The organism is Spirillospora sp. NPDC048911 (assembly GCF_043198015.1).
GTDB lineage: Bacteria > Actinomycetota > Actinomycetes > Streptosporangiales > Streptosporangiaceae > Spirillospora.
In genome coordinates this window covers 321,530-346,985 of the sequence record NZ_JBICUD010000008.1, presented here as the reverse complement: position 1 = coordinate 346,985, position 25,456 = coordinate 321,530, and the positions used below count along the sequence as shown (strand labels likewise).

Genomic DNA, 25,456 nt, shown 5'->3' with positions numbered 1-25,456 from the left:
GGCGCGGGCCCGGCCGACGGTCAGGAGATCTTGGAAAGATCGATGATCAGGTAGGACTTGCCCTGGTCGTCGTGGTGGAGGCGGCTCCCCTCGGCGAGCAAGGTGAAGGAGCTGCCCGCCTTCTCACTGTGACCGTAGGTGCCGCCCCTGCCGGTTTCCAGGTCGACGAGGGTCATTCGGGACGGGTCGCCCATGCCGGGCTCGCTCCCCATGAGGACGAACCGGTCGAGGACCGGGGCCCAGCCGCCACCTTTGAACGCGTGGCCGGGTGCGGGCCGGACGATGCGGCGGCCGTCGCGGGAGAGGGCCCGCGGCTCGTCGACGCACCAGGTGACGGCACAGGTCCAGCGGCCCTTGATGTCGGTGGTGAAAGACCGGCGCTCGCCGGTGACGAGGTTGAGGATGTCCTTGTATGCCTGCTGGCGGGGGGTCATGTCGGCCATGACGCTGCCGCCGTCGGAGTAGGCCGGGCCACCCGCCCACGGCCACGTCATCAATCTGAACCGCTTGGTCCCGGGGAGTTGCGCCGGGGTACCGCCGGTGAGGGGGACGCGGAAGACGCCACCCGTGGTGAGGGACCAGTAGGCGGAGTTCCCGGTGAGGGTCAGGTTGGTGACGTCCGCCGCGGGAAAGATCGGGCCGGTGTACAGCCTGGTCGCCGGGCCACCGGAGAGAGGAGCCGTCCAGATCTCGGTGGCCTTCTTGGTCTTGCTCAACCAGCCCACCCGCCCGGACCCGGCGGTGAAGCCCTCCGTCGCCGTGACCTTGGCGCTCACGGGGAGATCGAGCTTGCCGGTGCGGTGCGTCTTGACGTCGTAGGTGAGCAGGGCCGAGGCGACATTTGAGGAACGCCACGTGGCGATCAGGATGGTCCTGTCATCGATGAAGTCATGTGGGGTGAAGTGGGTGCCGTCGGCGAGCGTGTCAGGGATGCGCCCGACCGCGCCGGGCCACTGCTTCTCGATCGGCGCCGACTTGGGCGTGACGACGGTGGGGGTGGTCAGGGACGGCGGCCGCTTGTCCGCGTCCCACTCCTGAAGGCCGAAGCCCAGGGCTCCGACGACCATCGCCGTGAACGTGACGGCGCCCGTCGCCCGGGTGATCCGGCGGCGGCGGTGCTTGACGGCGATCCGGCGCGTCAGATCGGCCGGTGGGGTCGGAGCCCTGCCGGCGTGGCGGTTCAGAGCCGAGGCGAGGGCGTCTTCGAGGTTCGTGTCGTTCATCGCTCGCTCCGTTCGAGAACGTCGGCGGACTTCCAGGCGGCGCGGAGCTTCTCCAGGCCGCGGGACGCCTGCGAGCGGACCGTGACCCGGGAGATGCCGAGGTGAGAGGCGATCTCCTCGTCCGCGAGGGACTCGTAGTAGCGCAGGACGATCACCGCGCGCTGCTTGCGGGGCAGGGTCGCGAGCGCCTGCCACAACGCGTCGTCCAACGGGGCCGGGTCGTCGTAGGAACGCTCCGGCACGGCCTCGGTCAGCGTCTCGCGGCGGCGCCGGCGCCACATCGAGATGTGCTGCCGGGCCATCGTGGTCCGCACGTAGCCCTCGGGATTGGCCTGGTTCTTCACTCGCGGCCAGGCGCCGCGGAGCTTGATCAGGGCTTCCTGGACCAGGTCCGCGGCATCATGCGGATTGCCGCTGAGCACGTAGCCATAGCGCAGCAGCGCCTGCGCCCGGCTGACCACGAAGTCCTCATAGGCCTCGTCCACAATGGCATCTCTCCCTTCACGACCTGGACGCAGGGAAAGATCGAACTGTTGCATCACCGGCCCGCGCAAATCCCCAGAGGTCGCACATCGGCGACAGCGGAGGTGCGCTCGTCCACCGGGCCCGCGATGCGCCGCAAGCTCGGCGCCACCGCAATCGAGCTCGCCGGCCGGCTCGTTCAGGTCTCGGGAGTCGACTCGCCGGGCGGCTCAGAAGGCGACTCGCCAAGCGGCGCGGCTCGGTCAGGAGGCGACTCGCCAGGCGAGCACGCGGCCGTGGCTCGACTGGCCGTACACGTGCAGGTCTCCCCCGATGGCCGTGGCGGCCCACGAAACGCACCAGCCGGACGAACGCGCCCAGCACCGCAAGGCAGCGGCTGGAGTCGACGTCCCAAAGAGCGACCGTGCCGTCCTCGATCAGCCTAAAGATCCTGATCATTGAGGGAGGTGGTTTCGCCGGGGCGATGACGATCGGTCAGTCGGCCTCGGCGCTGCCGCTGACGCGCAGCTTGCGCCGGGCGCGTTCGTAGAACGTGGTGTCGCCCAGCCGGACGACCCGGGCGGCGGCGCGGTCCGCCGTCACCGTGACGCGGTCGCCGGGCTTGAGATGCGCGGCGACGGCGCCGTCCACCTCCACGGCGAGCGAGCCGCAGTTGGGCAGCAGCTCCAGCTCGACGGTCTCGTCCGCCGCCAGCATCAAGGCGCGATTGAACGTCGAGTGCGCCGCCGCGGGCACCACCAGGAAGCCCTCGACGGCCGGCGAGACGATCGGGCCTCCGGCCGCGTAGCTGTAGGCCGTCGAACCGGTCGAGGTAGCCACGATCACGGCGTCCCCCGCGTACCGGACGAACGGCTGGCCCTCGACGATGAGCTGCACCGCCGCGAGCCCCTCCCCCGGAACCCGGACCAGCGCGATGTCATTGAACGCGCTGACGGCCTGCCCGCCCGGCAGCCGCGCCGTCACCGACATCCGCGGCTCGACCTGGTAGCGGTGCGCGTCGATGCTCGACAGCGCGGCCGGCAGCTCCTCGATGTCGATCTCGGCGAGGAAGCCGAGCCGGCCGAGGTTCACCCCCAGCACCGGCGTGGTGGCCCCGGACGCCAGCCGCATGCACCGCAGCATCGTGCCGTCGCCGCCGAGGCTGACCAGCAGGTCCGCGCGCTCGACGAGCGGCCCGGCCTCGACCGGGACGGCGCTGCAGTCGATGCGCCGGATCTCCTCCGGCAGCCCGAGCACGGTCCCGTCCCGGCCCGCCGCCCACCCGACGATCGTGTCCACGGCGATCTTCGAATCGCGCTGCGGATGCAGAACGAGCCCCACCGTGTGCACCAGTCCCATGCCATTACAGTACGGCCCCGATTCCGGCCCCGAAACCACCGGCCTCGAGCCGTCCGCCGCCCCAGGCCTGCGAGAACCGCAAGCGCGTGATCCCCGAAAATCCCGAATCTTTTCCTTGACGGGCCGGCTCTGGCATGCTGCCTTTCGTGATTCGACACCGAAAGGGCGATGCCGCGTAGACGGCCGCGAGTTCAGAGAGTGAACCGCCGACCGGGCTGGGCCTGTCCCCACTGCGGTCGCAAGCAGGACTACTCCGAGTGCTTCGACGCATACCTGTGCACCTGGTGCGACCGATGGTGTGAAACCGCCTGCGGCGACGACGCTTGCACGTACTGCCGGGGGCGGCCTGAACGGCCGAGCCTGGCGTGGGAACTCGCCCGGCGAGATGTCGCCATCCGCAGGGCGACTCGCCGCGCCGCCCGCTCGACCCGCCGCTCGAAGGGCCCCGAGCCCCCGCGATTCCCCGGCGTTTGAACACCGATCCGATCACCCGTCCCGCTGCCGTGCGACCGGACGGTGACGGTCGGTGCGCGCCGATGGTGGTCCGGTTGCCGAACTGAAGGCCCGGACGAGCGAAAGCGGATCGGGGGGTCGGCGAAGTACTCGGTGAACAACGCAGTCAAGGAGAGGGGTGGCGTTTGTCCACCGATATCGAGGACACGGACGAGCTCACGTTTCCCGAGGATCTTGAGGCGTTCACGGCCGTCTACGACCGGTACTTCGACCAGATCTACGCCTACGTGGCGGGACGTCTCGACTCGCAGACAGCCGACGATCTCGTGGCCGACGTGTTCACCGAGGCCTTCCGGCACAGAGAACGGTTCGAGCCGGGACGCGGGAACCTCAGGTCATGGCTGTTCGGAATCGCGACGAATCTCGTGGCGCGGCATAGGCGGACCGAGGCGCGGCACTACAAGGCTCTGGCGCGAGCCGCACCGGAGTTGCCCACGGACAGCCATGAGGGCCGGGTCCTCGCGTCGGTGAGCGCGCAACGCCTGCAACCCGGACTGGCCAAGGCCCTTGCCGGGCTCACCGCGAAGGAACGTGACGTCGTGCTGCTCGCCGCACTGGCCGAGCTCAGCCACGAAGAGATCGCCGCAGCGCTCGACATCCCCTACGGGACCGTCGGCTCCCGGCTCAACCGGGCCAGGGGCAAGCTCCGTGCCGCACTGGAAGGAACCGAACGATGAACGAACTGCAGTCACTGAAGGAGCTCCTGGCCAAGCCGGCGGCCGCGCGGGAGGTCCGCGACGCCGGGAGGCAACGAGTCCAGCGGACGGTTCAAGGCCATGGCCCGGTGATCCGGCGCCGTCGCGCGCCGTGGGTGGCGGGGTCGCTCGGCCTGACGGCCGCGGCCGCCGCCGTGACCGTCGCGATCACCACTCTCGGCACCTCGGCCCCGCACGAGCCCAACAGCCCACCGTCCACGCGGCAGGTCGTCCTCCCCGCGGACACGGTCCTGCTCGCGGCCGCCTCCTCCGTGCGCAGGCAGCCGACGACCGGGGCCTACTACCGGATCGCGACGACTCTGACCTCGGACAGGATGCAGGTTCCCGGCAAGCGCTACTGGATCCGGCAGTCGATGGCGAAGGAGGTATGGATCGCGCCCAAGGGTCAGAGCTGGGTGATCTTCCAGGAGCTGGGGTGGGCGCCTGCCACCGGCTCCGATCGCGCCGCCTGGAAGGCCGACGGCTCCCCGGCTTCGTGGCGTATCAAGCCGCAGGACGACGCCAGCCCGAGGCTGGCCAAGAAATGCGCGGTGGCGAAGAAGCTGTGCAAGGACGAGATCCTCACCTCCAAGCCAGGCCCGCGGCAAGTCAGCCGGGGCACTCCGGGGGTCCGTTCCCTGGGCGAGAAGGCCCCGGCGGGAGTCGTGGGGAGTCTCGGCAACCACGAGATCACCATGGACCAGGTGCGGCGGTTGCCCGCCGACAAGGACGGGCTGCGTGCGGAGATCAAGCGGCGTCTGCCGGGCGCCGGAAAGATGCTCGACACGATCACCTACGAGGCCGGTACCGGCCTGATCTTGGAACTGCCGGTCTCGCCGGCGGTCATGGGGGCCGCCTACGAGATGCTGGCCGCGACGCCCGGCGTCCGCTCGGCGGGAAAGGTGACCGACTCGCTGGGACGCAAGGGGAACGCCGTGACCATGGGCACCGACGGCAGTAAGACCATCAAGACCAGGGTCATCATCGATTCGGCCACGGGACTTCCTCTGGGCACGCAGACGTACCAGGTCAAGGATGGCTCCATCCTGGATTCCGAGACGGTCACGAAAATCGGTTGGACGAACGAGCAGCCCAACGTGTCCTGACGTTGAAGCCCGTAAGCCCGGTGGCCGAGACTCGGCCACCGGGCGTTCGCGGTGCTTCAGCAGACACGTTCCGTACGATCGCCAGCCGTCGTCGCCGTACGATCGCCAGCCCTTGCCGGGTCGGCAGCGCGGGGCCTCAGGTTCGTACGGGCACGGGTGGGATCTTGGTCAGGCAGGAGGTGTCATTCAGCCGCAGGTCACGGATGAAGGCGGTCTCGATGCCGGCCACGCAACCGCTCGGCTCCTTCTCCGCCACGTGGCCCACGTTGGGGACCTCGACAACACTGGCGCGGCGGAACTGGCGGGCCGCCAGACGTCCCGATTCGGTCGGGGTGTTGGCGTCCAGGTCGCCCGACACCACCAGCACGGGGACGTTGGGGAACGGGCCGTTCACCGGCTGCACCGGACCATCGCGGTCGGGCCAGCGGACGCAGGCGTTGCCCTGGTCGGTGATGGCGCTGGTCCAGGCCTGCTTTCCGAACGGCCAGTACGCGCGTTCGGGCAGCGCGGCGCGTCCGGCCGCGAACTGCCGGAGCCGGGTCGAGACGGGCGCCTTGCGATCCCACAGCGTCGGGTAGTCGTTGCACATCACGGCCGCGGCCTGCTGGGGGTTGAACGGCTGCTCGTCCTCCCGCGGAGCCGCCGACCCGCTCATCGGAGCCTGCTCCCGAGCGGCGGCGATCAGCAGCGTGTCGTCACCGCGCAGCGCGGTGCGGACCATCGCGGGGACGTCGCCGATGGCCTCGGGGGCCTGCCCGGAGGCGCCGAACACGATGGACGCGAGCGCGGTGTCGTCCAGCCGCCGCTGCTCGCTGCCGATCGTGTACGAGATCGGCCGCTCGCGCAGCCGTCCGGCGAGCCGCGCGATGTCCCGCAGCACCTGGTCGCCCTTGCACGCGCCACCACTGCGTTCACACAACAACTGGATCGTCCGGCGTGCGGCGCGGGCGCTGGGACGCGCCCACATGTCGAGCGCGAGCGGGTAGGCGCTGGAGAGCACCACCGAGCGCACCCGAGCCGGATGCCGCTGGGCGTAGATCGTCATGAGGTACGTGCCGTACGACTCCCCCAGCAGGTCCAGCCGCTCGATGCCGAGCTCGGCGCGGACGGCGTCGAAGTCGTCGGCGATCTCTGCCGAGGTGTAGCCGCGCGAGCGCTCGCCCAGAGCCCGGCCGCATTCGCCGATCGTCCGGACGAAACCGTCCCGGGTCGCGGGGAGGGAACGGAAGACCCCGCAGTCGACCGGGTCCGAACGATTGACCCCGCGCGGATCGATCAGCAGCAGGTCGTGATCGTTCAGGAGCTCGCCGAACGCCTGGACGTACCGCTGCGCGGACGCGATCGCCGAGTCTCCCGGCCCGCCCGGATTGACCGCCACCGTCCCCTTGGCCGGCCGGGACGCGTCGCGGTGCCGGATCACCGCGTAGGCGACCGTGGTGCTGCCCAACTCGGGACGCGCTCGTTGCAAGGGGACCCGCACAGTTCCACATTCGGCACCGGGCACGGGGAGGCACGACTCGGCCCGCGGCGCCTGCGCGGACACGGCGGTGGCACCGCCGGTCACCGTGAGAGCGAGCGCGACCACCGCCACGCTCACATTCCTGAACAGCTGTTTCATCCCGAAATCATGAACGCCGACCAATCGCCCGCACATCGTCCACGATGGCCAACCACCAGCAGAGACCTTGGAGTGATCTAGAGGCCATCCACTGCCCCGAAAGTCCCGCCGCCCCTCCCCCGGCGTCCGGCGGCCTCCCGCGGCATCGGCCAGCTAGCATCGCCGGGGCTCACCCACGACACCCTTGGACGGTCGCACATGTGGGATCACCTCGCCCGGCTCCACAGCGGTTGCCTCTCGGACGTCGACGAACAGACGCTCATCTTGAAGATCGCCGAGGAGCTCGGTGAAGCCGTCCAGGCGTACCTCGGCGTCACCGGCCAGAACCCGCGCAAGGGCGTCTACGGGTCACGCGACGACGTGCAGAAGGAACTCGCCGACGTGATCCTCACCGCCGGCATCGCCATGATCGGTGTCGCGGACGGCGATCCCGACCAGGCCAGCGCCCATCTGGAAGAGCGCCTCGCGCTGGTCACCGAACGCGCCGGGGTCTGATCCGAGCAGGCCACCTGCCTGCGGCGTCACCATGCTGGACTGCCCGCCGGCCAGGGCGGGCAGTCCAGGTGTTCCGGCGGCTCCATGTGAGGATCAGGAGCAGGGGGCCTCGATCTTCTTGTTGGTGGCCTCCTTGAGCCGGTAGAACCGTTTGCCGGTACCGGTGCAGAAGTAGGTGGCCACGCCCTCGTTGCCGTCGTCGTGGGCGACGGTCACCCAGCCGGTGGTCCCGTTGAGGCTCCGCTGCACGGTGACCGGAGCGGGACCCTCTCCACCGGGGTTGCAGATGATGCTGCGGCTGCCCATGATCTTCCCGGGGAAGTGGCTGATGGTGCTGGGGAAGAGGCAGGCACGGGCCTGCACGCCCGCATCAGCGGGGGGTGCCGTCACCAGCGACAGAACGGCCGCGGTAACGCCTGCGCCTGCCAGAGCGCGGGCGGTGTTAACAGGTGTGAACCGAATTGTGCGCACGTTGTTTTCTCCTTGCGGTGATGAAGGGTGCCCGGAACGTTGCCGCTCACGAGCAGGGCACGGTGATCTGCCGGCTCGGCTTCTGGAGGCGGTAGGTCCGCGACCCCGTACCGGTGCACTGGTAGAGCGCGACGCCGCTGCCCTTGGCCACGGTGACCCAGGTCGTGGAGTTGACGCGACGCTCGACGACGACGCCGAGGGGGTGCTCCAGCTCACCGGGCGGGCTGCAGTAACGGAAGTGCTCGCCGTAGACGGCTCCCTCGAAGAGATAGAGGTCGCCTCCTTCATGGCAGGCGCGGGCGCTGGCGGACGAACCGGTGCTCGTGACCAGCGCGGCGGTCAGGCCCGTGGTGAGAACGGCTCCGGCGAGTGCCGCACGGATGAGTTTGGTGATGTGAGCAGACATCGATGAACGGCCTTCCTGTGACCTTGGCCGTCGTGGTGGCGGCCTGTGACAGTTCTACGAGGCCGTCTCAGACCGGACATCGGTAATCGATACCGACTTAAGCCAGCCGAAGGCGGTAGATCCAGGGGCGGTCGCGCCACTTCGGAGACCTACCGACCATGGCGGCGATCATCGACGTCCAGGTCACCGATCACCGAGATCCGGGGTCACCGGTCAGCGAGGTGAGGTCGGCGATGATCTCTGAGACGGTCACCGGGTCGAGGTCACCGAAGAGGGCTTCGCTGGTCAGCTGGACGGTGGTGATCCGCTGCTCCGGCTCGTCGTCCGGGCTGCCGAAGGGCAGGCCCGGGTCTACTTCGAGCAGGACGTTCCGACCGGCTGGCAGAACGCGGGCAAGCCCGTAGCCGGAGCGCTCCCAGCCACGGTGGCGCAGGGCGAGGACGCGCCCCGTCCGCACGGTGAGATCCTCGAAGCGGACGAGCCGGTCGCCGCGACGCTCCTCCTCGGTGAACGCGTAGGTCCCCCTGTCGATCTGGGGGAACGGTTGCAGGATCTCGTAGTCCTCCAGCACCTGCCGCCAGGCGGCGAGATCGTCACCCAGGTCGAGGGGGTGCGCGATGCCGACCGTCGTCGTCGCCTTAGCCATCGTCGTCGCGGTCGCGGGGAGCGTGAACGGGTCGTCGTGGACGTCGGCGAACGTGCGGTCTTCGGCGATCCGGAACGCGGTCGACGTGCCGTCCTCCTCGGCCAGCCAGACGATGCGGCGGGCGATGTGCCAGACCAGGGGGTGATCGACGAACAGGTCCTGGAACTCCGCCGCGGTCCACCGCCGGCGCGTGACCATGGCCCGCTCCAGGCGCCGGATCTGTTCGGTGCCGCCGGCCTTCGCGACCTTCTTCATCGAGGAGAAGCGCTGATGGGCGGCGGGGGCGAGTTCGGGGTCGTCGTTCGCGTTCGGACGAGGCAGCGTCTTGCGCCGGTGGCCGTCCTCGTCGAGGACGAACGGGACGAGCGCCTCGTCGAAGCCGACGGTGAAGCGGCGCGGCCCGTAGTCGAGCGTCATGCTCCCGTCGTCGTCCAGCCCGAAGTCCGGCACCGTGCGGTCGGCGAGCTGCTCGGTCGTGAGACCGCGGCTCCTGGCGATCTCCTCGATCTTGCTCTGGGCCTGCGACTTGAGCCCCTTGAACACCAGCACATCCTCATCCCGCGCCGGGAGATGTTGATCATCCATGCCGCCTCACCGTAGGCCACCTACCCGACAATCCACCGCCTTCGGGACTTCAGGCGTGGGAACGCCGGTATGCGGCCACCCGTTCGCGGGTCGCGCAGCGGCGCGAGCAGTAGCGGCGGGGCGGGCCGCTGCCCACTGTGAGATAGACGTTCTGGCAGCTCGGCGATGCGCACACCCCGCCGGGCGGACGCTGGTGATCCCAGATGAGGACGGCCAGAGCCAGGCAGGACGAGGCCAGGAACCACTCGCCCCACGGCGCGTCGTCATGGCCGTCCAGATGCGGATGCCAGGGGCTGCGGCCATCGTGGGACGTAAGCCGCAAAGCACCGATATTGCGCCCAAGCAGACCGTTCAGCGCCGATGCCGCTTCGTCGACGTCGCGGGCAGTGAAGATCTGGCCGAGCAAAGCGGCAGCCGTCCGCATTTCATTGACGTCGTCCGGCGTCACCTCGACGGGGTCGGTCTCGCCGTGCGCGCGCAACACTTCGGCGACCGCGTCCGGTGTTGCCTGGAGGCTCAAGGCGTTCATGAGCGCGACCGTCCGCTCGGCGACCGCGCGTACCGAATGAGCGTGTGACACCATCCCAATGTAACGCATCTTGCACACCTTTGAGTTACACTCGTAACGTCATCTATATGAGAAAGCGTTACCGATACGCCCTCGGTGCGGCGGCGGCACGGACGGGCGACGAGATGTCAGGCCCGGCCCTGCTGCTGACCGGAATGGCGGTCACCGGATCGGCCTCGACGGGATCGACGTTGCTGGCCGCCATCACGATCGCGGCCGCCGTAGGTGGGCCGCTCCTCGGCGTGCTGCTCGACCGGACGCGGAGGCCGGGCCGGCTGCTGGCCTGGGCGCTCACCCTCTACGCCTCGGCGCTCGTGGTGATCCAACTGACCCTGGGACACGTCCCCCTCACCGCCGCAGTCCTGGTCGCCGTGGGAGCGGGACTGCTGGGACCCGCTCTGACCGGCGGCTGGACGGCACAACTCCCCCGCGTGGTCCACCCCGGCGAGCTGCCACGCGCCACCGCACTAGACGCCATGACGTTCAACCTCGCAGGCCTGACCGGCCCAGCACTCGCGGGTCTGGCCGGAGCCCACACCGGCGTCATCGTCTCCGCTACCTTGATCGTCCTAGCCCTCCCCACCACCCGCATGATCTCCACCCCACACCCACCCCCCGCCGCACACACGCCCCCCGCCGCGCGGGTGGCGGTGGGGGTGCGGGGGGTGGTGGGCGGGTGCGGTGCGGCGGTGGTTGAGGGGTTTCGGGCCATCGTGCGTGGACGGGTGTTGCTGCGGGCCACGACGACCTCGGTGATCTCGTGTGCGGGTCAGGGCATGTTGATGGCCAGCGCTCCGCTGCTGGGAGCGCGGGCGTTCGGGTCTCCCGACCATGGGGCGCTTCTGCTTTCGGGCATCGCCGCCTCGGCCCTCGTGGCCAACGTGGCGCTCGCCCGGCGCACACGGCCGATCGTCCCCGACACGATCCTGTGGAGCAGCACGCTCGTGCTCGCCGTCGCCCTGCTGCTGGCGGCGACCGTGCATCCCATATTGGTTCTCGTCGCCGCCGCGGTGGCGGGGCTGGCCGAGGGTCCGCAGTTGACGGCTCTGTTCGCGGTGCGGCATCGGGAGGCGCCCGAAGGGTTGCGCGGCCAGATCTTCATCACCGGGGCGAGCCTGAAGATCACCGGCTTCGCCCTCGGAGCCGCCGTCGCCGGGCCGATCGCCGTCCGGTCTCTGCCCGCGGCGTTGCTGACCGCCGCCGCGGTCCAGCTCATTGCCGTTCTGAATTACGCCTGGTGTACCCGACGGATGTCAGGCACCTCGGCTCTTGCGTCGCGCTGACGGATGGCGCCGGGATGAAGCGCTTCTTTCATGATCAAAGGAAGATCTACTCGCAAAGAGTTGTGAGTTCAGACAAGCCAGCCTTATCACTGAAAGTGAACATGTAAGCACGGGCAGCAAACGGGCGGCACAGTGCAGCGTCCGCCGCTGCGACACAAAGGAGAGCAGTGTGAAAACGAAGCGCATCCTTGCGACGACCGTCGCGATAGGCGGCCTCATGGCCGGATCCCTCGCCGCGTCGCCCGCCCAGGCCAACGCCGCGACGGCCAGGCCCGCCGCGACAGCAGGCTGCTACGACCACGGATGCGGATGGGGCTACGGTCACGGCCACGGCTACCACGATGACGACGGTGACGGTGGTTACCACTGCGCTGCCCTGCTCATCTTGCTGGGGTGCGGCCTCCTGTAATTGACCAGAGCCCGGACGGAGAAGCCACCACTTCTCCGTCCGGGCTCGTTTTGGCCGCGTGCTGACCATGGCCGTTCCCTGGGCTTTGCTTTGCCAATACGGAGTTGGGCCTCATTGGGCGTGGAGAGTAATCACCCATTGCACATAGAGGCTCATCGCAGTAAAGGGTCTGCCAGGGCGACAAATCGTCAGGTCAGCAGGTAGCGCCCTCATGGGTCTGGGGCGCGGCCGCCGATGATCGTCCGGTGGCGTCGGGTCGATCAAGCGCGGTCGTGGAGAGTGATCTGGTAGCCGTCGGGGTCGGCGAAGGTGAAGGTCCGGCCGAAGGGGCCGTCGATCGGCGCGGAGACGATGGCGTGGCCGTCGGCGACCAGAGCGTCGTGAATGGCTTGGACGTCGGTGGCGTGGAGCCAGATCGCGGCACCGATGCCGGGCTGGGCGACGGACGCGAGGTCGGTGCCGGGAATGACGTCGCGGACCGCGAACGCGATCGGCTTGGTCTCGAAGACGACGGCGTGCGGAGGTCCGGCCTGCGAGCGGACGAGGCCCAGGTACTGCTCGTAGAACGCCTGCGAAGCGTCGAGGTCGCGCACTTGGAGCGAGATGAAGTCGGGGCCGGTGGCGGGCATGATGACGCTCCTCGGTTTCGTGTCAGTTTTCTGACACACAGCAATCTATGTCAGAATACTGACATGAGTCAAAACGGTGCCGGTGTCGACCTGGAGACCTCCCTGGGCTACCTGCTCAAAGAAGCGTCGAGCGCCCTGCGCGCGGCCATGGAGGAAGTGCTGCGGCCGCTCGGGATGAGCGTGACGCACTACTCCTGCCTCGAACTGCTGGCGCAACGACCGGGCTTGTCCAACTCCGAGCTCGCGCGGGGCGCGTTCGTGACACGGCAGACGATGAACGTGCTGCTCCAGGCCCTGGAACGAGACGGCTACGTGACCAGGCCCGCGGCGGCACCCGTCGGGAAGGCGCTTCCCACACGGCTCACGCCTCGCGGCCGACGAAGCCTCGAAAAGGCGAGCGCGGCCGTCCGGTCCGTCGAGGCCAGAATGCTGGCCGGCCTGACCGAGACCGAGCAGGCAGAGGCGTTCCGGGTCCTGCGGAGCATGATCCATTCCCTGCGCGGCAACGAGGACGCCTAGCTCGTTCCGCGGCGCACGTCCCGTCCTGCTCGAAGAGGAGTGCACCTACGCAAGCGTGTTACCTTGTTACCGTGGTAACAGTTGAGCGACAGCAGACCGGCTTGCGGATCGAGCGGAACGTGCTCAAGGTCCTCAAGGGTCTCGCGGAGTATCTGGACATGTCCCTGGGGGATCTCGTCGAGGGCATCGCGCTTCATGCCTTCGAGGGCACGTCGCCCTTCTCGCCGACGACGCTCGGCAAGATCGAGCAGCTCAAAGAGGTGTACGGGCTGACGCTGACCGCGGCCGACGCCCACCTCCTGGACGAGAAGGACGAGCAATGAGCGGAGCTTCGATCACGCTGACCGGCGACCTCACCGTCGCCCTGCGCCCCGCCGACGCGTTCGAGCTCTTCACACCGCGCGGCGAGGAGCGCTGGGTGGCGGGCTGGCGACCGCGGTTCCCGGCGGCCGGCTCCGACGACACCGCGCCGGGCACGGTCTTCGAGACCACGTCCGACGGCGAGACCACCACCTGGATCGTGCTCGACCGCGAGCCCGGCCGCCGCGTCTCGTACGCCCGCGTCACCCCCGGCTCGCGCGCCGGGACGGTCACCGTCGAGCTCGCCGAACACGAGGGCGGCAGCTCCGTGCGCGTCACCTACGAGCTCACCGCCCTCTCGCCCGACGGAGAAGAGGAGTTGCGGACGTTCGCGGCCGGGTACCCGGAGTTCCTGCGGTCCTGGGAGACGGCGGTCCGCGACCTCAGCTGAGTGCCAGTCAGGCGCGGTCGTCGTACGCGCGCCGGGCCGCGAGCAGGTCCGGGGCGGCGTGGCGGGCCCAGTCCGCGAGCGCCTCCAGGGGATCGTGGATCTGCGCGGCCAGCGGGGTGATGGCGTACTCCACGCTCGGCGGCGCGGTCGGGTGAACGGTACGGCTGACCAGGCCGTTGCGTTCGAGGTTGCGGAGGTTGAGGGTCAGCATCCGGCGGCTGACGCCCGCGATGGCGCGTTCGAGCTGGGTGAATCGCCGAGGTCCCTCACCCAGCTCGACCAGGATCTGGATGCACCATTTGTCGCCGATCAGCCTCAGTACCTCCGGGAGCGGGCACTCGTCGTCGGGTGAGGGGATGACCTGGTCTGTTACCACGGTGTTCCGTTGCGCCAAGAAAGTGCCTCCTTCCGGACGCGTCGATCATGTCTCAGGATGTGGCCCTGTTACAAGTCGTAACGTTCCTGGACAGAGGGATGTCTTCCATGCCTTTCACGCGAAGCAACGGCCACAAGATCGCTTACGAGGTCTCGGGGAGCGGCTCGCCCGTCGTCCTGCACCCGGGGATGTTCGAAGACGGAGGGCATTGGGCCCACCTCGGCTACACCGGCGTGCTGGCGGCGTCTCACACGGTGATCTCCATCGATCCACTCGGGCTGGGTGCCAGCGACGCGCCTCGTGAGCGCGCGGCCTACGCGGCGGAGCGCCGGGCCTCGTACGTCGTCGCCGTGCTGGACGACCTCGGCCTGGACCGAGCGGCCTTCTGGGGGTATTCACTGGGCGCGATGACGGGTTACGCGGTGGCCGCGCACGCCCCCGAGCGGCTGACCCGGCTGGTGGCCGGGGCCTTCGATCCCAACGGCTTCACGGCGGTGGTCCCCGACACGCTGGCCGCCCTGGGCCTGCCCGCTGACTTCGACGTCTACGAGATCGTCAAGCAGGGGGCGCTGGAGTCGCCCTACCAGACCGCTCTGGTCGAGTCCGGCGACCCGGCCGCACACCGCGCCAACTATGAGTCGTTCTCCCAGGAGCCCGCCCTGGGCGGCGGGTTGGCTGCCTCTGGCGTGCCGACGCTGATGTACGCGGGGACAGCCGATCCCTGGCACGACCCTATGCGTGACTACGCCCGCGCTCAGGGCATCGAGTTCTTCTCCATTGCGGACGCCGACCACGGCGGTGCCATCCGGCGCCCCGACGAGGTCCTGCCCCGAGTACTGCCCTTCCTTAGGTGATCAGGGAACCGGCGTCGGTCCAGGCTTTCTGGCGTCGTGCACCATCACCAGTGGCCTGCCGTCGCCGCGTTCTTCGTGGCGCAGCCGGGTGCCGTCGTTGGCGGTGACGTAGGTCATGGGATTTCCGTGGTCTCGCCCAGCGCGGCTATCGCTTCGGGGCCGTAACCAGCGGCGATCAGGGGCGCATGGATGTCTGTCTCCAGGTCCGGTAGGTAGCCCACCATCACGTCGGCTGGGCCAGTGACCTCTACCTCGCCCAGGGCAGCGGGTAGGAGAAGGGTGCTCGCCGCTGGCAGAGTGCCGGTCCAGCCGCCCGTCTTGAGCTGGACGGGGGCGCCGACGTTGCTCACGATCGTCGCCGTGGCGAGGGCATACGAAAACGTGCTTCCCGTAGCTGCTCGCCATCGTTCCAGCGCGAAGTAGGGACCGGCACAGCAAATGACCCGCTGGACGTCGTCGTCGATGCGCAGCGAGAGGCCGGGGTGGAAATCGGGTCGCGGCTCCGGTTTCCACTCGGCGAGGAGCATGCCGATGTTGTGGCGCCACTCGTCCTCTGGGAGCCGCGAGCCGTCCTCCATGCGGTGGCGCATGGCCGAGCGTTGCGTGTCGGAGGTCTGCTCGATCTCGTACACCAGGGTCTTGGGGCCGAAACTGTGCAACGTTCCGCCCGGCACGTACAGGGTCTGGCCTGCCCGGACCGGCACGCGCCGCATGACCGCGTCGAAGTCGCCCTGCAGCAGCGCCTCGCGGAGGCTGTCGCGGTCAACGCCGGGCCGCACGCCGACCAGGGCCGTGGCGCCGGGCGCCGCGTCGATGATGTGCCACGCCTCCGTCTTGCCGTTGGGCTCGTTCTCCAGCCTTCGGGCGGTGGCGTCGTCGGCGTGCAGGTGGACGGGCAGCATGTGGGTGCCGTCGATGAACTTCGCCAGGACGGGAAACCGGTCGCCACGCCACCCGCGGCCCATCAGCTCCTCGGGATGTTCCTTGACGAGGCGCCGGAGCGACCATCCGGCCAGCGGCCCCTCCAGCACCTCCGCGCCCTTGCCCTCGACATCGCTGACCTCCCAGGTCTCGGCGATCCGTCCCTCGGGCGCGTCCAGGCGTCCCAGCAGGTCGACGATCGCGCGGCCGCCGAACACATGCGTCATCGTCGGGGCCGACAGCCGCAGCGGGTACCAGTCCACCGTGCTCCTTAGAGGATCGGCTTGCCGCCGGTCACGGCGATCCGGGCGCCCGACACGTAACTGCTCTCGTCGCCGGCCAGCAGGACGTACACCGGCGCGACCTCGGCGGGCTGCCCGGGTCGCTTCAGCGGGACCTCCTGCCCGAACGACTCGACCTGCTCCGGCGGCATCGTCGAGGGGATCAGCGGCGTCCAGATCGGACCGGGAGCGACGCTGTTGACGCGGATCCCGCGGTCGCCGACGAGCTGGGCGAGGCTGCCGGCGAAGTTGGCGATGGCGGCCTTGGTGCAGTTGTAGGCCAGCAGCTTGGGCGGCGGCATGTCGGAGTTGACCGAGGTGGTGCCGATGATCGACCCGCCCTCCCCCATGTGCGGCAGCGCCGCCTTGCAGAGATGGAACATCGCCGAGAGGTTGGTCTGGAGCGTGTGATCCCACTCGTCGTCCGGGATCTCCTCCAGCGAGTCGCGGGTCATCTGGTACGCGGCGTTGCTGACGAGCACGTCGATGTGCCCGAACACCTCGACCGCCTTGGCGATCACCTCCCGGCAGTGCGCCGGGTCGGACAAATCGCCCCTTACCAGCACCGCCTTCCGTCCCGCCTCCTCGACCAGGCGCGCGGTGTCCCGGGCGTCGTCGTCCTCGCTGAGGTAGGAGATCAGCACGTCCGCGCCCTCCCGCGCGAAGGCGATCGCGACCGCCCGGCCGATTCCGCTGTCCGCCCCGGTGATCACGGTGGCCTTGCCGGTCAGCCGTCCCGAACCGCGGTAGCTGTCCTCCCCGCAGTCGGGACGCGGCGTCATCTCCCCCTGGACTCCCGGCGGCGTCTGCCGCTGCGCGGGCTGGTTCATGAAAGGGCCTCCTGCCTGGCGTAAAGGAGATCGCCGTCGGTGGGTACCCGTGCGAAGCGATCTCAATACCGGTACGGGTCCTGACTTGGCGGCGAAATTACGAGCAAGACCACGTCCGGCACCGTGGCGGTGTCTATTCGCAGAACACCTTGCCCGCGAGGGGGTACAGCTTGTCGGCCGATGGTGGTGCGGCGCCGAGGTTGACCGACAGGTTCAGCTGCCGTCCGTCGTCGGAGCGGAGCGCGTAGGTGGTGTAGCCGATGAGCTGGCCGCTGTGCCCGATCATGCGTTTGCCGCAGGGCAGCGTGTACTCCTGGAGTCCAAGACCGTAGGCGAACCCGGCGTCGGTGGGGCGCGTGGCGCGCATCGCGGCGAGCGTCGTGGGGGTCAGCAGCCGTCCGCCGAGCAGCCCGTCGAAGAACCGGCCGAGGTCGCGGGTGGTGGAGATCATTTCTCCCGCCGCCCAGTCGAGGGAGGGGTTCATGCGGGTGGCGTCCACCGTCTGCCCGTCCGGCAGCGTTGCGTAGCCGTGGGCGTGCGGGCGGGGAAGGCCGGGCCGGTTGCCGGGGACGATCGTCTGGGTCAGGTGGAGCGGGCGCAGGACGCGTCGTTCCACTTCCTTGCCGTAGGGCCGCCCGGTCAGCCGCTCGATCAGCCGTCCCACGACCACGTAGTTGGTGTTGGAGTACTTCCAGGTGACGTCGGGGGGATTGTGGGCGGGGACGCGGAACGCCTGCGTGAGGAGCTGGTCCGGCTTGTAGCCGCGGAATCGTTCGGCGCCGCGCCAACGATTGGTGGACCATCCCGGGTCGCTCATGTAGTCGCGCAGCAGGCTGGTGTGCTGGAGGACCTGCCGCACCGTGATGCGCTCGCCGTCGGGGACGACGCCGGGCAGGTGCCTGGCCACGGGGTCGTCGAGCCGCAGCCGTCCCTCATCGACGAGCTGCAGAAGAACGGTCGCCGCGAACGTCTTGGTGACGCTCCCGATCCGGAAGTACCCGGCCGGGTCGGCGGGGCGTCCCGTCCGGACGTCGGACACGCCCGCCGCGCCCGACCACTCGCCGTCCGCGGTTCGCACGCGGAGCAGGACGGCCGTGGCCGCCTTGGTTTTCACCAGGTCGTTCAACGTCTCCTGGAAACCGTCCTGGGACGAACGGACGCGGCTCGACTGGGGCTGCGCCGTACGAGTGTCAGGAGTGGCGATGACCGCCGCAAGCGTCACCACCGTCGCGCCGGACACCGCGAACGCCGCCCATCGGGAAAATTTGATCATGAGTGGACGCTACGGAGCCGGGGCCCGTCACAGCCATGGGGACGCCCGCCCACCCCACCTGCGGGAAACCGCACCCGCCGCGCTGCGGATCACCCGCGAAGGCGGCGGCACGGTCACGATCGTTGGAGCTGTGCTCGCAGGGTTTCTGTGTGGGCTTGTTCGGCCTGGGCGTCCAGGCGTTTCCACGCTTCGATCGAGTGGGCCAGCTCGGAATCGTCCTCGTGAAGGCGGCCGCGGGCTCGGGCGAGGCAGGCCGCCGTCCAGGCGTTCTCCTCGGCGAGCGGAGTGGCGGCCGCCAGCAGGTTCGCAGCGTCCGGCAGGCCTGCCGCCACGGCCAGTTCCGCGCCCGCCGCCCGGGCGTACGCCAGGTACGGATCCAGCGGCGCGTTGACGGCGAAGGCCTGGCGGACGAGGGTGTCGGCGTCGTCGTACCGGCCGTCGTGGAGGGCGAGGCGGGCATCGGCGAACGCCGCGACCGCGGCCGTGCCGAGCGTGCCCTCGGCCACCTCCGCGGCGCGGGATCGCCACAGCGCGGCGTCTTCCTCGACCATCGCGCACGCCAGCACCGTCGTGGAGACGGCCGGGAGCATCCAGAGAGGGGCTGGTCGTCCGGCGCGTTCCCATTGGTCCCACATCCGTTCGGCGTAGCCGATCGCGTCGCGGAACCGGCCGGTCAGCGCGAGCGGCTGGACCAGGCGGCTGGCCGTGATGTGGGTGTCGCTCAGCAGGTCGTCCTCGATGCCCGCCCGTGCCGCGGCCATCCCGCCGGGCAGGTCACCGGCCATGATCGCGTAGGCGCAGGCGCGGCCGTAGGTGTTGCAGACCTCCGGCCCGCAGTACGGATCGTCGCGATCCATGGCGGGCAGCAGGCGCAGGCGTTCGCGGGTGATGCGGTTGGTCTCGCGCAGCCGTCCGGCGTGCAGTGCCGCGGTCGCCTCCGCGCACAGCCCGGAGCTGATCAGTACCGGGTCGGCGGTCGCCCGGGTGGCGGCGACGGCGGCCGAGGCGAGTTCGCTGTCCGGCGCGCCCTTGGCCGGGCCGGCCAGCCACGCGCGGGCCAGGGCGAGGCAGGCCTCCACCTCCGGGTCGTCGGGCGGTGCGGCGGCGACCGCCTCGTGGAGGAGGACGCGCAGCCGCTCGTGCGGTATGCCGGTTTCGAACGCCTCGGGGAACCGGCACGCCGTCTCGACCGCACGGGCCAGGTCGATCGACCGGCCACGATCGTCCCCGGCCCGCCGAGCCTGTTCGGCCGCCTCCAGCAGCAGCTCGTACACGTGCTGGTTGGACGTGGTGCTGACGTGCGCGCACCAGGCCCCGGCGCGCAGATCGCGGGCCGACAAGGCGGAGTTCGGCGCGACCGCGGCGGCGGTCTTGTGGTGCGCGAAGGACTCCAGGAGGTGCCGGCGGGCGAACGTCAGGTGCGCCAGCGCGCTCGCCAGCCGATGCGTCACCTCACACGGACTGGCGGACGCGGCCAGCGCGGCCCGCAGGTCCGCGGCCATGGCGTCGAAGTCCTCCCGCCACGCGGGATCGCCGAGCCTGCCCTCCGCCGTGGACGCCGCGTCGGCGGCCCAGCGAAGGTGATGCGCCCTGGTCTTGTCCTCCTCGCCCGCGGCCGACATCTCAGCCAGCGCGAAGGCCCGCACGGTCTCCAGCAGGCGCCATCGGCTGACCCGGCCGCGCACGTGCACCACGAGGCTCTTGTCCACCAGCCGGCCGAGCAGGTCCGCGACGCCCGCCCGGTCCGCGCCGACGACGATCGCTCGATCCACGCCGGTAGCGTCCGTCCGGTCGGCGGCGACGGCGGCCGCGGCGTCCAGGTCGAAGGCCCCGACGAACACCCCGAGCCGGCGGAACAGCGCCTGCTCCTCCTCGTCGAGGAGGTCGTAGCTCCAGGACAGCACCGCGCGCAGGGACCGGTGCCGCTCGTCGCCGCCGCGTCCGCCCGACAGCAGCCGCAGCGCGTCCTCCAGTGCGGCGAGCAGGCCCGTGGCGCCCAGCGACGCGCCGCGCGCCGCCGCCAGCTCGATCGCCAAGGGCATGCCGTCCAGCCGCGCGCACAGGTCCGCGACCACCGCGGGCTCCGCGACGAACTCCGGGTCGGCGGTCAGCACCCGGTCGTGGAACAGCCGCTCGGCGTCCGACCCCAGCGGCAGCGGCGCGATCGGAACGCTGCGTTCACCCGGGACGCCGAGCCGCTCCCGGCTGGTCACCAGGACGCGGGTGCCCGGGCACGCGGCCAGGATCCGCTCCGCGAACGCGGCCGCCTCGTCGATCACGTGCTCGCAGTTGTCCAGGACGAGCAGCGACCGGCCCGTGCCCAGGCGATCCGCGACCGCCTCGTCCAGCGGCTGGTGCGAGCCCTCCGTCACGCCGAGCGTGGTCGCGACCGCGCGGGCCACGAACCCGTCGCGCACCGGCACCAGATCCACGAACCCGCCGCCGGACGGGAACGACGCGGCCGCGTTCTCGGCGGCCACCGCGGCCAGCCGGGTCTTGCCCACGCCACCCGGACCCAGCAGCGTCACCAGACGGGCCTCGTCGAGCGCGGCCAGGACGGCGGCGCGCTCGGCGTCACGGCCCACGAAGGTCGTGCCCGCCACCGGCAGGCCGACGAGACTGCCCGGCTCCCGCTCCGTGGAGCGGGCCAGCTCCGCCAGCGCCCACCGGTCGGCCATGCCGTACTTGCGCAGCAGCGACGACACGTGGCTCTCCACCGTGCGCACGGATATGTGCAGCTGATGCGAGATCTGCGCGTTGGACAGCCGCGCGCCTAGCGCGGCCAGCACCTCGGCCTCCCGCTCAGAGATTCGCTCCGCCACCGTGTCCCCTTTCCGTGGTGGCATCCGTGGTGCTCTGCGGTCAGCACGGATGACCGCGGGTCCCCCAGGGGCGGACGCTGTAAGCACACCCGGAAGGAGAAACCATGAACACCCTAGCCGCGCCCACCACCGTGAAGCTGGACGAACTGATCACCGCTGTACGCGGAGCCGTCGCCCGCGACGCCGGCCAGCGAGACACCGCGTCCTACGTGGCCGACGCCTTGCACAAACACCTGCCGCCACCCGAACTGCTCACCGCGGATCAACTCGCCGGCGAACGTGGCACCTCGAGCAGCCACCGCCTGCACGTGGAGCCGGACGGCTCGTTCTCGATGGTGGCGATCGTCTGGCGGCCCGGCGCGCTGACCCGCGTCCACGACCACGTGACCTGGTGCGTGTTCGGCGTCCTGGCGGGCGTGGAGCACGAGGACCTGTACGAGCTCTCCGAGGACGGCACCATCCTCACCGAGGTCGGCAGCAACGCGAACCGGACCGGCGAGGTCAGCGGCTTCGCCCCGCCCGGCGACATCCACCGCGTCCGCAACATCAGCGACGAGACCGCCATCTCCCTGCACATCTACGGAACCGACCTGCGCCGCGTCGGCTCCAGCGTCCGCCGTTTCTACGATCTCCCCACCAACTGAAGGAGCCAGCATGACGATTCAGCGAATGGACAATGTCGGCATCACCGTCGGCGACCTCGAGGCCGTCATCGCGTTCTTCACCGAGCTGGGCTTGGAGCTGGAGGGCAGGGCACTGGTCGAGGGGCCTTGGGCGGCACGTCTGGTCGGGCTCGACGACCAGCGCGTCGACGTCGCGATGATGCGGACCCCGGACGGCCACGGGCGGGTCGAGCTGTGGCAGTACCACCTGCCGAAGGCGATCAGCGGCGTGCCGAAGGACGCCCCGATCAACACGCTGGGCATTCGCCGCATCATGTTCGCGGTCGACGACATCGACGACACCACCGCCCACATGCTCGCCCACGGCGCCGAACTCGTCGGCGAGGTGACCCAGTACGAGGACAGCTACCGGCTCTGCTACCTCCGCGGCCCCGAAGGCATCCTCGTAGCACTGGCCGAAAAGCTCACCTGACCCCCGACTGATCGACTTCGAGACCACACTGCCGAGCGCGGTCGAAGAGCTGATCCAGCAGCGGGCAGAGCGCCAGTAAGAAGAGGCCGCCCGCGGCTTTACCGGGGCTCCGCCTCGAATGCCTGGGCGACGGCGAGGCTGTCCTCGTAGACGTGGTGCCGTGTGACAAGACCGTCTTCGACGGTGAGATGCAAGGCGAATCGTGAGCGATACACACGTCCGGTCGGCCGGGCGGTCTGGCGGATCTCGCCGAGCACAACGGCATCGTCGCCGTCGATGAGGATGCGCTCGACCTCGGTCGCCACATCTTCCGGGACATGGTGCTCAGCGAGCTCGCGGAAGTGGGCGGCCGCGTCAGCCCGGGTGGATCGGTGCCGGATCCACGGGGTGGCAGTGCGTCCGTGCTCAGTCTCCGGCCAGTCCAGCTTCCAGTCCGCCGGCTCGGCATACAGTTCGGCGATGCTCTCAGGGTCGCCCTCGCCGATCCTGCGCAGCAGTTCCTCAACCACAGTGCGTGTGTTCACAGGCGCGGTTGTGGACATGGGCGACCTCTTCCCGTCAGGTCCGCGTCCTGTCAACGCGGAGAGATCGCCAACCTTGCCAGTGCCGACAGGCCAAGCCGATTACCGCAGGGGTAATGCCGGTCCGTCACCAGGATCTACTTCCGAAGTACAGCCTGGGAACAGTTCCTCTGGAGGAGCTAAGCGAGGGGCGGGGCGCTGTTATTGCGTTGCTGGGGTGCCGAACCAGGTGGAGAGTGCTTCGCGCAGTGCGGGTGTGGCGGTTTTGGTGGGCTCGTCGAGGGTGGCGGCCCACGCGATGTGGCCGTCTGGGCGGACGAGCAGGGCGTCGGCCGGTGGCTGTTCGGTTTTGGCGGTGTGGAGGTCGACGCGATCCCGCCAGTCTCCGGCGGCTTCGCGCAGGTCGGGGCGGTCGGCCAGGTCGAGCAGGAGTCACCGGCCAGCAGGATCCGCCGGTGGCGGTAGCGCTCGGCTTGCCGGGCCTTGAAGGTGAACCGCGACAGCCGCAGCGCCTCTCCTACAGGCAGATCGACGTCGAGGACGCGGCGGATGCTGTCCTGCAGTTCGGTCACCGTCATCGGTACGTCGTCGTCGTACTCGGTGCTCTCGTCCTCGATGGTGTAGAGGGAGGCGGCCTGGGAGCCGGGCGAGGAGCCGAGGCCGAACAGGCCGCGCTCGGTGGATCTTCAGGGCTGCCTGGCCGGTGCGCTGGCCGCCGCTGGCGATCAGCGAGTCTCGTTGCGGAGGCATAGTCGTGGTCGTCTGGAGGCGTCTGAGGGGGACAGCAATTCGGAGGTGACGATGGATGCCGCAGATGAGCGACATTTCCGTGAGTTCGTGGAGACGAGGTCGGCCGCGCTCATGCGGCTGGCGTATCTGCTGGCAGGCGGCGATCAGCACGCGGCCGAGGACCTCCTGCAGGCCGCGCTGGCCAAGACGGCCGCGCGCTGGGCGAGCATCGACAACCCGGAGCCCTACGTCCGGCGCGTGATGTACCACCAGCAGGCGAGCTGGTGGCGGCCCATGTGGCGACGGCGCGAGACGCAGGTCACCGTCCTGCCCGAGGAGCCCGGGGACGACGGCACGTCGGCGGTGGACCTGAGGCTGACCGTCCGGAGAGCCCTGACCCGCATCACCGCCAGGCAGCGGGCGGTGCTCGTGCTGCGGTTCTTCGAAGACCTGCCCGAAGCGGAGGTCGCGCGGATCCTCGGCTGCAGCGTCGGGACGGTGCGCAGCACCACACATCGCTCGCTCGCGCGGCTCCGTGAACTGGCCCCGGAACTGAACGACCTGAAAGCCGTCAAGGAGGTCCAGCGGTGAAGCCGGAAACGATCGTCAAGGACACGCTCGACGAATGGGCCGCCGAGGCGCGGATCCCACGCGACCTCGCCGGCCGCGCACTGCGCAGACGCACCCGGCGACGTTCCTTCAAGGTCGCGCTGGCCGGAGGGTCGACCGCGCTCCTGGTCGGGGCGGCGTCCGTGGCCATCGTCTCCGGCGGCGGCTCGGCACGGCCACGGCCGATGGAGCCCGCCCTCCAGCCCGTAGCTCTGTCGTCGGACACGACACTGCGCACGGACCAGGACAGCGCGTTCCCCCGCCGCCTCGTCGCCGCCGGGCACATGGCCGTGGCCGCCTACTACACCCACCGCGTGCGCTCGATCAACGGTCAGCCGACGGCCCAGCGCACCTGGCATCTGTACAACCCGTCGACGGGCACGTACGAACAGGCGCCCTGGGCGTTCATCAGCGTCGCACCCGGCATGAACCAGGCGGCCGTGCTGCAGGGCCCGCTGCCCGCCTCCCGGGTCGGGGTGCTCGACATGAAGACGCGCCGGGTCACCCGCTGGATCCCGGTCGACCACCCCGTCGGGGGCGTGGACTGGTCACCGGACGGCCGCCGGCTGCTCCTGACGTCCTACAACAAGAACCCTGACATCCTGGGAAACCCTGGCGAGTCGTCCAGGACCGGCTACTACGTCGTCAACAGCATGGCCGAACGCGGCGCGTTCCACCCCATGCCCGCTCTTGGCGACAACGTCAACCATCGGCAGGACCTGGGATGGAGCCGCGACGGCAAGCTCATCTGGGCGCCCACCGCGACCATGCCGGCGAAGCTCTTCTACAGCCCGGACGGCAGGCGGCAGCCCGCGCCGCCGCACGAGGCCGACTACGAGGACCACGAGGCCGGACTGTCCCCGAACGGCACCCTGCTCCCCCAGTTCGGGCCGAAGCCCGGCCCCGCCGTCACCGTCACGAACGTGGTCACCGGTAAGAAGGTGGCGGTCCTGCCGATCGAGCAGGCCGAGGCGTGGGCGGACGACAAGCAGCTGTTCGCGACCGGTTGCGACCCGAAGAAGTGCACCGGCAAGGGCGAGTTCCGCAATCGGCTGCTCCTGGTGACCCTGCGAGGGAAGATCACTCCGCTCACCGGATACCGCCGCTCCGACCGGGAAGGCGCATGGATCCCGGTGTTCACCCGCCGCTGACATCCGGCGTGCGGGCTGCGCGGCCCGTGAAGCATGCTTCACGGGCCGCGACGGTTCACTCAGGCCGCGCCTCTCAGCGGCGCAGTGTCGTCTCCCGTTGCACGCAGGGCTGCGTGCCGCATTCTGTCGGTGGCCCCATGTACGCTCCCCGATGCGTGGGGAGAATCCGCATGAGCATTGACCAGCTCGCCGGCGGACGGGCATGACGCCGGAGGGGCTCGAACTGGCCCACCGCCGCGCTGCAAGCGGCGGCATC

The 25,456-nt window shown here is 69.8% G+C and carries 29 protein-coding genes and 1 pseudogene; 13 read left to right on the top strand and 17 right to left on the bottom strand.

The window, feature by feature from the left end; translation table 11 throughout:
* Positions 1-20 precede the first annotated feature (20 nt).
* The 3 genes from ACGFNU_RS34055 to ACGFNU_RS34045 form a co-directional block, all read right to left on the bottom strand.
* On the bottom strand, positions 21-1,223 hold the full coding sequence (locus tag ACGFNU_RS34055; RefSeq protein WP_392600396.1) for a hypothetical protein: 1,203 nt from the start codon (positions 1,221-1,223) through the stop codon (positions 21-23).
* Positions 1,220-1,708, bottom strand: a complete 489-nt coding sequence (locus ACGFNU_RS34050; RefSeq protein WP_392600394.1) for a SigE family RNA polymerase sigma factor — start codon at positions 1,706-1,708, stop codon at positions 1,220-1,222. Before ACGFNU_RS34050 ends, ACGFNU_RS34055 begins: the two co-directional genes overlap by 4 nt.
* 472 nt (positions 1,709-2,180) lie before the next feature.
* Positions 2,181-3,044 carry an NAD(+)/NADH kinase gene (locus ACGFNU_RS34045; protein WP_392600392.1) on the bottom strand — a complete coding sequence of 288 codons (864 nt, stop codon included), beginning with the start codon at positions 3,042-3,044 and terminating at the stop codon, positions 2,181-2,183.
* Positions 3,045-3,682: 638 nt separating this feature from the next.
* On the opposite strand from ACGFNU_RS34045, the gene ACGFNU_RS34040 reads away from it, so the two are divergent.
* Positions 3,683-4,234, top strand: a complete 552-nt coding sequence (locus ACGFNU_RS34040; RefSeq protein WP_392600390.1) for an RNA polymerase sigma factor — start codon at positions 3,683-3,685, stop codon at positions 4,232-4,234.
* On the top strand, positions 4,231-5,358 hold the full coding sequence (locus ACGFNU_RS34035) for a CU044_5270 family protein (RefSeq protein ID WP_392600388.1): 1,128 nt from the start codon (positions 4,231-4,233) through the stop codon (positions 5,356-5,358). Before ACGFNU_RS34040 ends, ACGFNU_RS34035 begins: the two co-directional genes overlap by 4 nt.
* A gap of 136 nt (positions 5,359-5,494) precedes the next feature.
* Here ACGFNU_RS34035 and ACGFNU_RS34030 read toward each other — a convergent pair whose 3' ends face one another.
* On the bottom strand, positions 5,495-6,976 hold the full coding sequence (locus ACGFNU_RS34030; RefSeq protein WP_392600386.1) for an alpha/beta fold hydrolase: 1,482 nt from the start codon (positions 6,974-6,976) through the stop codon (positions 5,495-5,497).
* Between the two features lie 198 nt (positions 6,977-7,174).
* Between ACGFNU_RS34030 and ACGFNU_RS34025 the strand changes: the two genes are divergently transcribed.
* Positions 7,175-7,471, top strand: a complete 297-nt coding sequence (locus tag ACGFNU_RS34025) for a MazG-like family protein (RefSeq protein WP_392600384.1) — start codon at positions 7,175-7,177, stop codon at positions 7,469-7,471.
* Between the two features lie 93 nt (positions 7,472-7,564).
* Here the strand turns inward: ACGFNU_RS34025 and ACGFNU_RS34020 are convergent, their stop codons facing one another.
* From ACGFNU_RS34020 to ACGFNU_RS34005, 4 genes are all read right to left on the bottom strand, one after another.
* The gene (locus tag ACGFNU_RS34020) at positions 7,565-7,861 is read right to left on the bottom strand and encodes a hypothetical protein (protein ID WP_392600382.1); all 297 of its coding nucleotides are present in this window, start codon (positions 7,859-7,861) and stop codon (positions 7,565-7,567) included.
* Positions 7,862-7,988: 127 nt separating this feature from the next.
* Positions 7,989-8,348, bottom strand: a complete 360-nt coding sequence (locus tag ACGFNU_RS34015) for a hypothetical protein (RefSeq protein WP_392600380.1) — start codon at positions 8,346-8,348, stop codon at positions 7,989-7,991.
* A gap of 190 nt (positions 8,349-8,538) precedes the next feature.
* A complete protein-coding gene (locus ACGFNU_RS34010) occupies positions 8,539-9,579 on the bottom strand; it encodes a DUF4132 domain-containing protein (protein ID WP_392600379.1) in 1,041 nt (346 codons plus the stop codon).
* Between the two features lie 49 nt (positions 9,580-9,628).
* The gene (locus ACGFNU_RS34005) at positions 9,629-10,108 is read right to left on the bottom strand and encodes a CGNR zinc finger domain-containing protein (protein WP_392600378.1); all 480 of its coding nucleotides are present in this window, start codon (positions 10,106-10,108) and stop codon (positions 9,629-9,631) included.
* 107 nt (positions 10,109-10,215) lie between these two features.
* Between ACGFNU_RS34005 and ACGFNU_RS34000 the strand changes: the two genes are divergently transcribed.
* On the top strand, positions 10,216-11,430 hold the full coding sequence (locus ACGFNU_RS34000) for an MFS transporter (RefSeq protein ID WP_392600376.1): 1,215 nt from the start codon (positions 10,216-10,218) through the stop codon (positions 11,428-11,430).
* Between the two features lie 169 nt (positions 11,431-11,599).
* The gene (locus ACGFNU_RS33995) at positions 11,600-11,839 is read left to right on the top strand and encodes a hypothetical protein (protein ID WP_392600374.1); all 240 of its coding nucleotides are present in this window, start codon (positions 11,600-11,602) and stop codon (positions 11,837-11,839) included.
* Between the two features lie 260 nt (positions 11,840-12,099).
* Here the strand turns inward: ACGFNU_RS33995 and ACGFNU_RS33990 are convergent, their stop codons facing one another.
* The gene (locus tag ACGFNU_RS33990; RefSeq protein WP_392600372.1) at positions 12,100-12,468 is read right to left on the bottom strand and encodes a VOC family protein; all 369 of its coding nucleotides are present in this window, start codon (positions 12,466-12,468) and stop codon (positions 12,100-12,102) included.
* Positions 12,469-12,531: 63 nt separating this feature from the next.
* Between ACGFNU_RS33990 and ACGFNU_RS33985 the strand changes: the two genes are divergently transcribed.
* The 3 genes from ACGFNU_RS33985 to ACGFNU_RS33975 all read left to right on the top strand — a co-directional run bounded on the left by ACGFNU_RS33985 (position 12,532) and on the right by ACGFNU_RS33975 (position 13,738).
* Entirely contained in the window at positions 12,532-12,987 is a 456-nt protein-coding gene (locus ACGFNU_RS33985; RefSeq protein WP_392600370.1) for a MarR family winged helix-turn-helix transcriptional regulator, read from the top strand.
* Between the two features lie 71 nt (positions 12,988-13,058).
* A complete protein-coding gene (locus ACGFNU_RS33980) occupies positions 13,059-13,310 on the top strand; it encodes a hypothetical protein (RefSeq protein WP_392600368.1) in 252 nt (83 codons plus the stop codon).
* Positions 13,307-13,738: an SRPBCC family protein gene (locus tag ACGFNU_RS33975; RefSeq protein WP_392600366.1), complete on the top strand. Its 432-nt coding sequence runs from the start codon at positions 13,307-13,309 to the stop codon at positions 13,736-13,738. Before ACGFNU_RS33980 ends, ACGFNU_RS33975 begins: the two co-directional genes overlap by 4 nt.
* A gap of 7 nt (positions 13,739-13,745) precedes the next feature.
* Here the strand turns inward: ACGFNU_RS33975 and ACGFNU_RS33970 are convergent, their stop codons facing one another.
* The gene (locus ACGFNU_RS33970) at positions 13,746-14,132 is read right to left on the bottom strand and encodes a winged helix-turn-helix transcriptional regulator (protein ID WP_392600364.1); all 387 of its coding nucleotides are present in this window, start codon (positions 14,130-14,132) and stop codon (positions 13,746-13,748) included.
* Between the two features lie 89 nt (positions 14,133-14,221).
* On the opposite strand from ACGFNU_RS33970, the gene ACGFNU_RS33965 reads away from it, so the two are divergent.
* Complete coding sequence (locus tag ACGFNU_RS33965; RefSeq protein WP_392600362.1) at positions 14,222-14,968, top strand: alpha/beta fold hydrolase; 747 nt, start codon at positions 14,222-14,224, stop codon at positions 14,966-14,968.
* Between the two features lie 113 nt (positions 14,969-15,081).
* Here the strand turns inward: ACGFNU_RS33965 and ACGFNU_RS33960 are convergent, their stop codons facing one another.
* The 4 genes from ACGFNU_RS33960 to ACGFNU_RS33945 all read right to left on the bottom strand — a co-directional run bounded on the left by ACGFNU_RS33960 (position 15,082) and on the right by ACGFNU_RS33945 (position 21,095).
* Entirely contained in the window at positions 15,082-16,152 is a 1,071-nt protein-coding gene (locus ACGFNU_RS33960) for a class I mannose-6-phosphate isomerase (protein WP_392600360.1), read from the bottom strand.
* A gap of 8 nt (positions 16,153-16,160) precedes the next feature.
* Entirely contained in the window at positions 16,161-17,000 is an 840-nt protein-coding gene (locus tag ACGFNU_RS33955) for an SDR family oxidoreductase (RefSeq protein ID WP_392600358.1), read from the bottom strand.
* A 133-nt stretch (positions 17,001-17,133) separates the two neighbouring features.
* Complete coding sequence (locus tag ACGFNU_RS33950) at positions 17,134-18,273, bottom strand: serine hydrolase domain-containing protein (protein WP_392600356.1); 1,140 nt, start codon at positions 18,271-18,273, stop codon at positions 17,134-17,136.
* Between the two features lie 113 nt (positions 18,274-18,386).
* Positions 18,387-21,095 carry an ATP-binding protein gene (locus ACGFNU_RS33945; protein ID WP_392600354.1) on the bottom strand — a complete coding sequence of 903 codons (2,709 nt, stop codon included), beginning with the start codon at positions 21,093-21,095 and terminating at the stop codon, positions 18,387-18,389.
* Between the two features lie 104 nt (positions 21,096-21,199).
* On the opposite strand from ACGFNU_RS33945, the gene ACGFNU_RS33940 reads away from it, so the two are divergent.
* Positions 21,200-21,739, top strand: a complete 540-nt coding sequence (locus ACGFNU_RS33940; protein ID WP_392600352.1) for a cysteine dioxygenase — start codon at positions 21,200-21,202, stop codon at positions 21,737-21,739.
* Positions 21,740-21,749: 10 nt separating this feature from the next.
* Positions 21,750-22,190: a VOC family protein gene (locus ACGFNU_RS33935; RefSeq protein WP_392600350.1), complete on the top strand. Its 441-nt coding sequence runs from the start codon at positions 21,750-21,752 to the stop codon at positions 22,188-22,190.
* A 98-nt stretch (positions 22,191-22,288) separates the two neighbouring features.
* Here ACGFNU_RS33935 and ACGFNU_RS33930 read toward each other — a convergent pair whose 3' ends face one another.
* The 3 genes and pseudogenes from ACGFNU_RS33930 to ACGFNU_RS33920 all read right to left on the bottom strand — a co-directional run.
* A complete protein-coding gene (locus ACGFNU_RS33930; protein WP_392600349.1) occupies positions 22,289-22,699 on the bottom strand; it encodes a nuclear transport factor 2 family protein in 411 nt (136 codons plus the stop codon).
* 213 nt (positions 22,700-22,912) lie between these two features.
* Positions 22,913-23,113: a hypothetical protein gene (locus tag ACGFNU_RS33925; protein WP_392600690.1), complete on the bottom strand. Its 201-nt coding sequence runs from the start codon at positions 23,111-23,113 to the stop codon at positions 22,913-22,915.
* Between the two features lie 71 nt (positions 23,114-23,184).
* Positions 23,185-23,289 (bottom strand): annotated as a pseudogene (locus tag ACGFNU_RS33920) (hypothetical protein); the annotation flags it as partial.
* Positions 23,290-23,512: 223 nt separating this feature from the next.
* On the opposite strand from ACGFNU_RS33920, the gene ACGFNU_RS33915 reads away from it, so the two are divergent.
* Positions 23,513-24,031, top strand: a complete 519-nt coding sequence (locus tag ACGFNU_RS33915) for a SigE family RNA polymerase sigma factor (RefSeq protein WP_392600347.1) — start codon at positions 23,513-23,515, stop codon at positions 24,029-24,031.
* Entirely contained in the window at positions 24,028-25,200 is a 1,173-nt protein-coding gene (locus ACGFNU_RS33910; RefSeq protein WP_392600345.1) for a hypothetical protein, read from the top strand. Before ACGFNU_RS33915 ends, ACGFNU_RS33910 begins: the two co-directional genes overlap by 4 nt.
* The last annotated feature ends 256 nt before the right edge of the window (positions 25,201-25,456 follow it).

Coding starts and splice junctions, on each gene's coding strand:
- ACGFNU_RS34045 (WP_392600392.1), bottom strand. CDS start 3,044: ATGGGACTGGTGCACACGGTGGGGCTCGTTCTGCATCCGCAGCGCGAT.
- ACGFNU_RS34010 (WP_392600379.1), bottom strand. CDS start 9,579: ATGGATGATCAACATCTCCCGGCGCGGGATGAGGATGTGCTGGTGTTC.
- ACGFNU_RS33950 (WP_392600356.1), bottom strand. CDS start 18,273: ATGATCAAATTTTCCCGATGGGCGGCGTTCGCGGTGTCCGGCGCGACG.
- ACGFNU_RS33915 (WP_392600347.1), top strand. CDS start 23,513: ATGGATGCCGCAGATGAGCGACATTTCCGTGAGTTCGTGGAGACGAGG.
- ACGFNU_RS34025 (WP_392600384.1), top strand. CDS start 7,175: ATGTGGGATCACCTCGCCCGGCTCCACAGCGGTTGCCTCTCGGACGTC.
- ACGFNU_RS34000 (WP_392600376.1), top strand. CDS start 10,216: ATGAGAAAGCGTTACCGATACGCCCTCGGTGCGGCGGCGGCACGGACG.
- ACGFNU_RS33935 (WP_392600350.1), top strand. CDS start 21,750: ATGACGATTCAGCGAATGGACAATGTCGGCATCACCGTCGGCGACCTC.
- ACGFNU_RS33975 (WP_392600366.1), top strand. CDS start 13,307: ATGAGCGGAGCTTCGATCACGCTGACCGGCGACCTCACCGTCGCCCTG.
- ACGFNU_RS33940 (WP_392600352.1), top strand. CDS start 21,200: ATGAACACCCTAGCCGCGCCCACCACCGTGAAGCTGGACGAACTGATC.
- ACGFNU_RS34035 (WP_392600388.1), top strand. CDS start 4,231: ATGAACGAACTGCAGTCACTGAAGGAGCTCCTGGCCAAGCCGGCGGCC.
- ACGFNU_RS34015 (WP_392600380.1), bottom strand. CDS start 8,348: ATGTCTGCTCACATCACCAAACTCATCCGTGCGGCACTCGCCGGAGCC.
- ACGFNU_RS33985 (WP_392600370.1), top strand. CDS start 12,532: ATGAGTCAAAACGGTGCCGGTGTCGACCTGGAGACCTCCCTGGGCTAC.
- ACGFNU_RS34030 (WP_392600386.1), bottom strand. CDS start 6,976: ATGAAACAGCTGTTCAGGAATGTGAGCGTGGCGGTGGTCGCGCTCGCT.
- ACGFNU_RS33990 (WP_392600372.1), bottom strand. CDS start 12,468: ATGCCCGCCACCGGCCCCGACTTCATCTCGCTCCAAGTGCGCGACCTC.
- ACGFNU_RS33955 (WP_392600358.1), bottom strand. CDS start 17,000: ATGAACCAGCCCGCGCAGCGGCAGACGCCGCCGGGAGTCCAGGGGGAG.
- ACGFNU_RS34005 (WP_392600378.1), bottom strand. CDS start 10,108: ATGAACGCCTTGAGCCTCCAGGCAACACCGGACGCGGTCGCCGAAGTG.
- ACGFNU_RS33965 (WP_392600362.1), top strand. CDS start 14,222: ATGCCTTTCACGCGAAGCAACGGCCACAAGATCGCTTACGAGGTCTCG.
- ACGFNU_RS34055 (WP_392600396.1), bottom strand. CDS start 1,223: ATGAACGACACGAACCTCGAAGACGCCCTCGCCTCGGCTCTGAACCGC.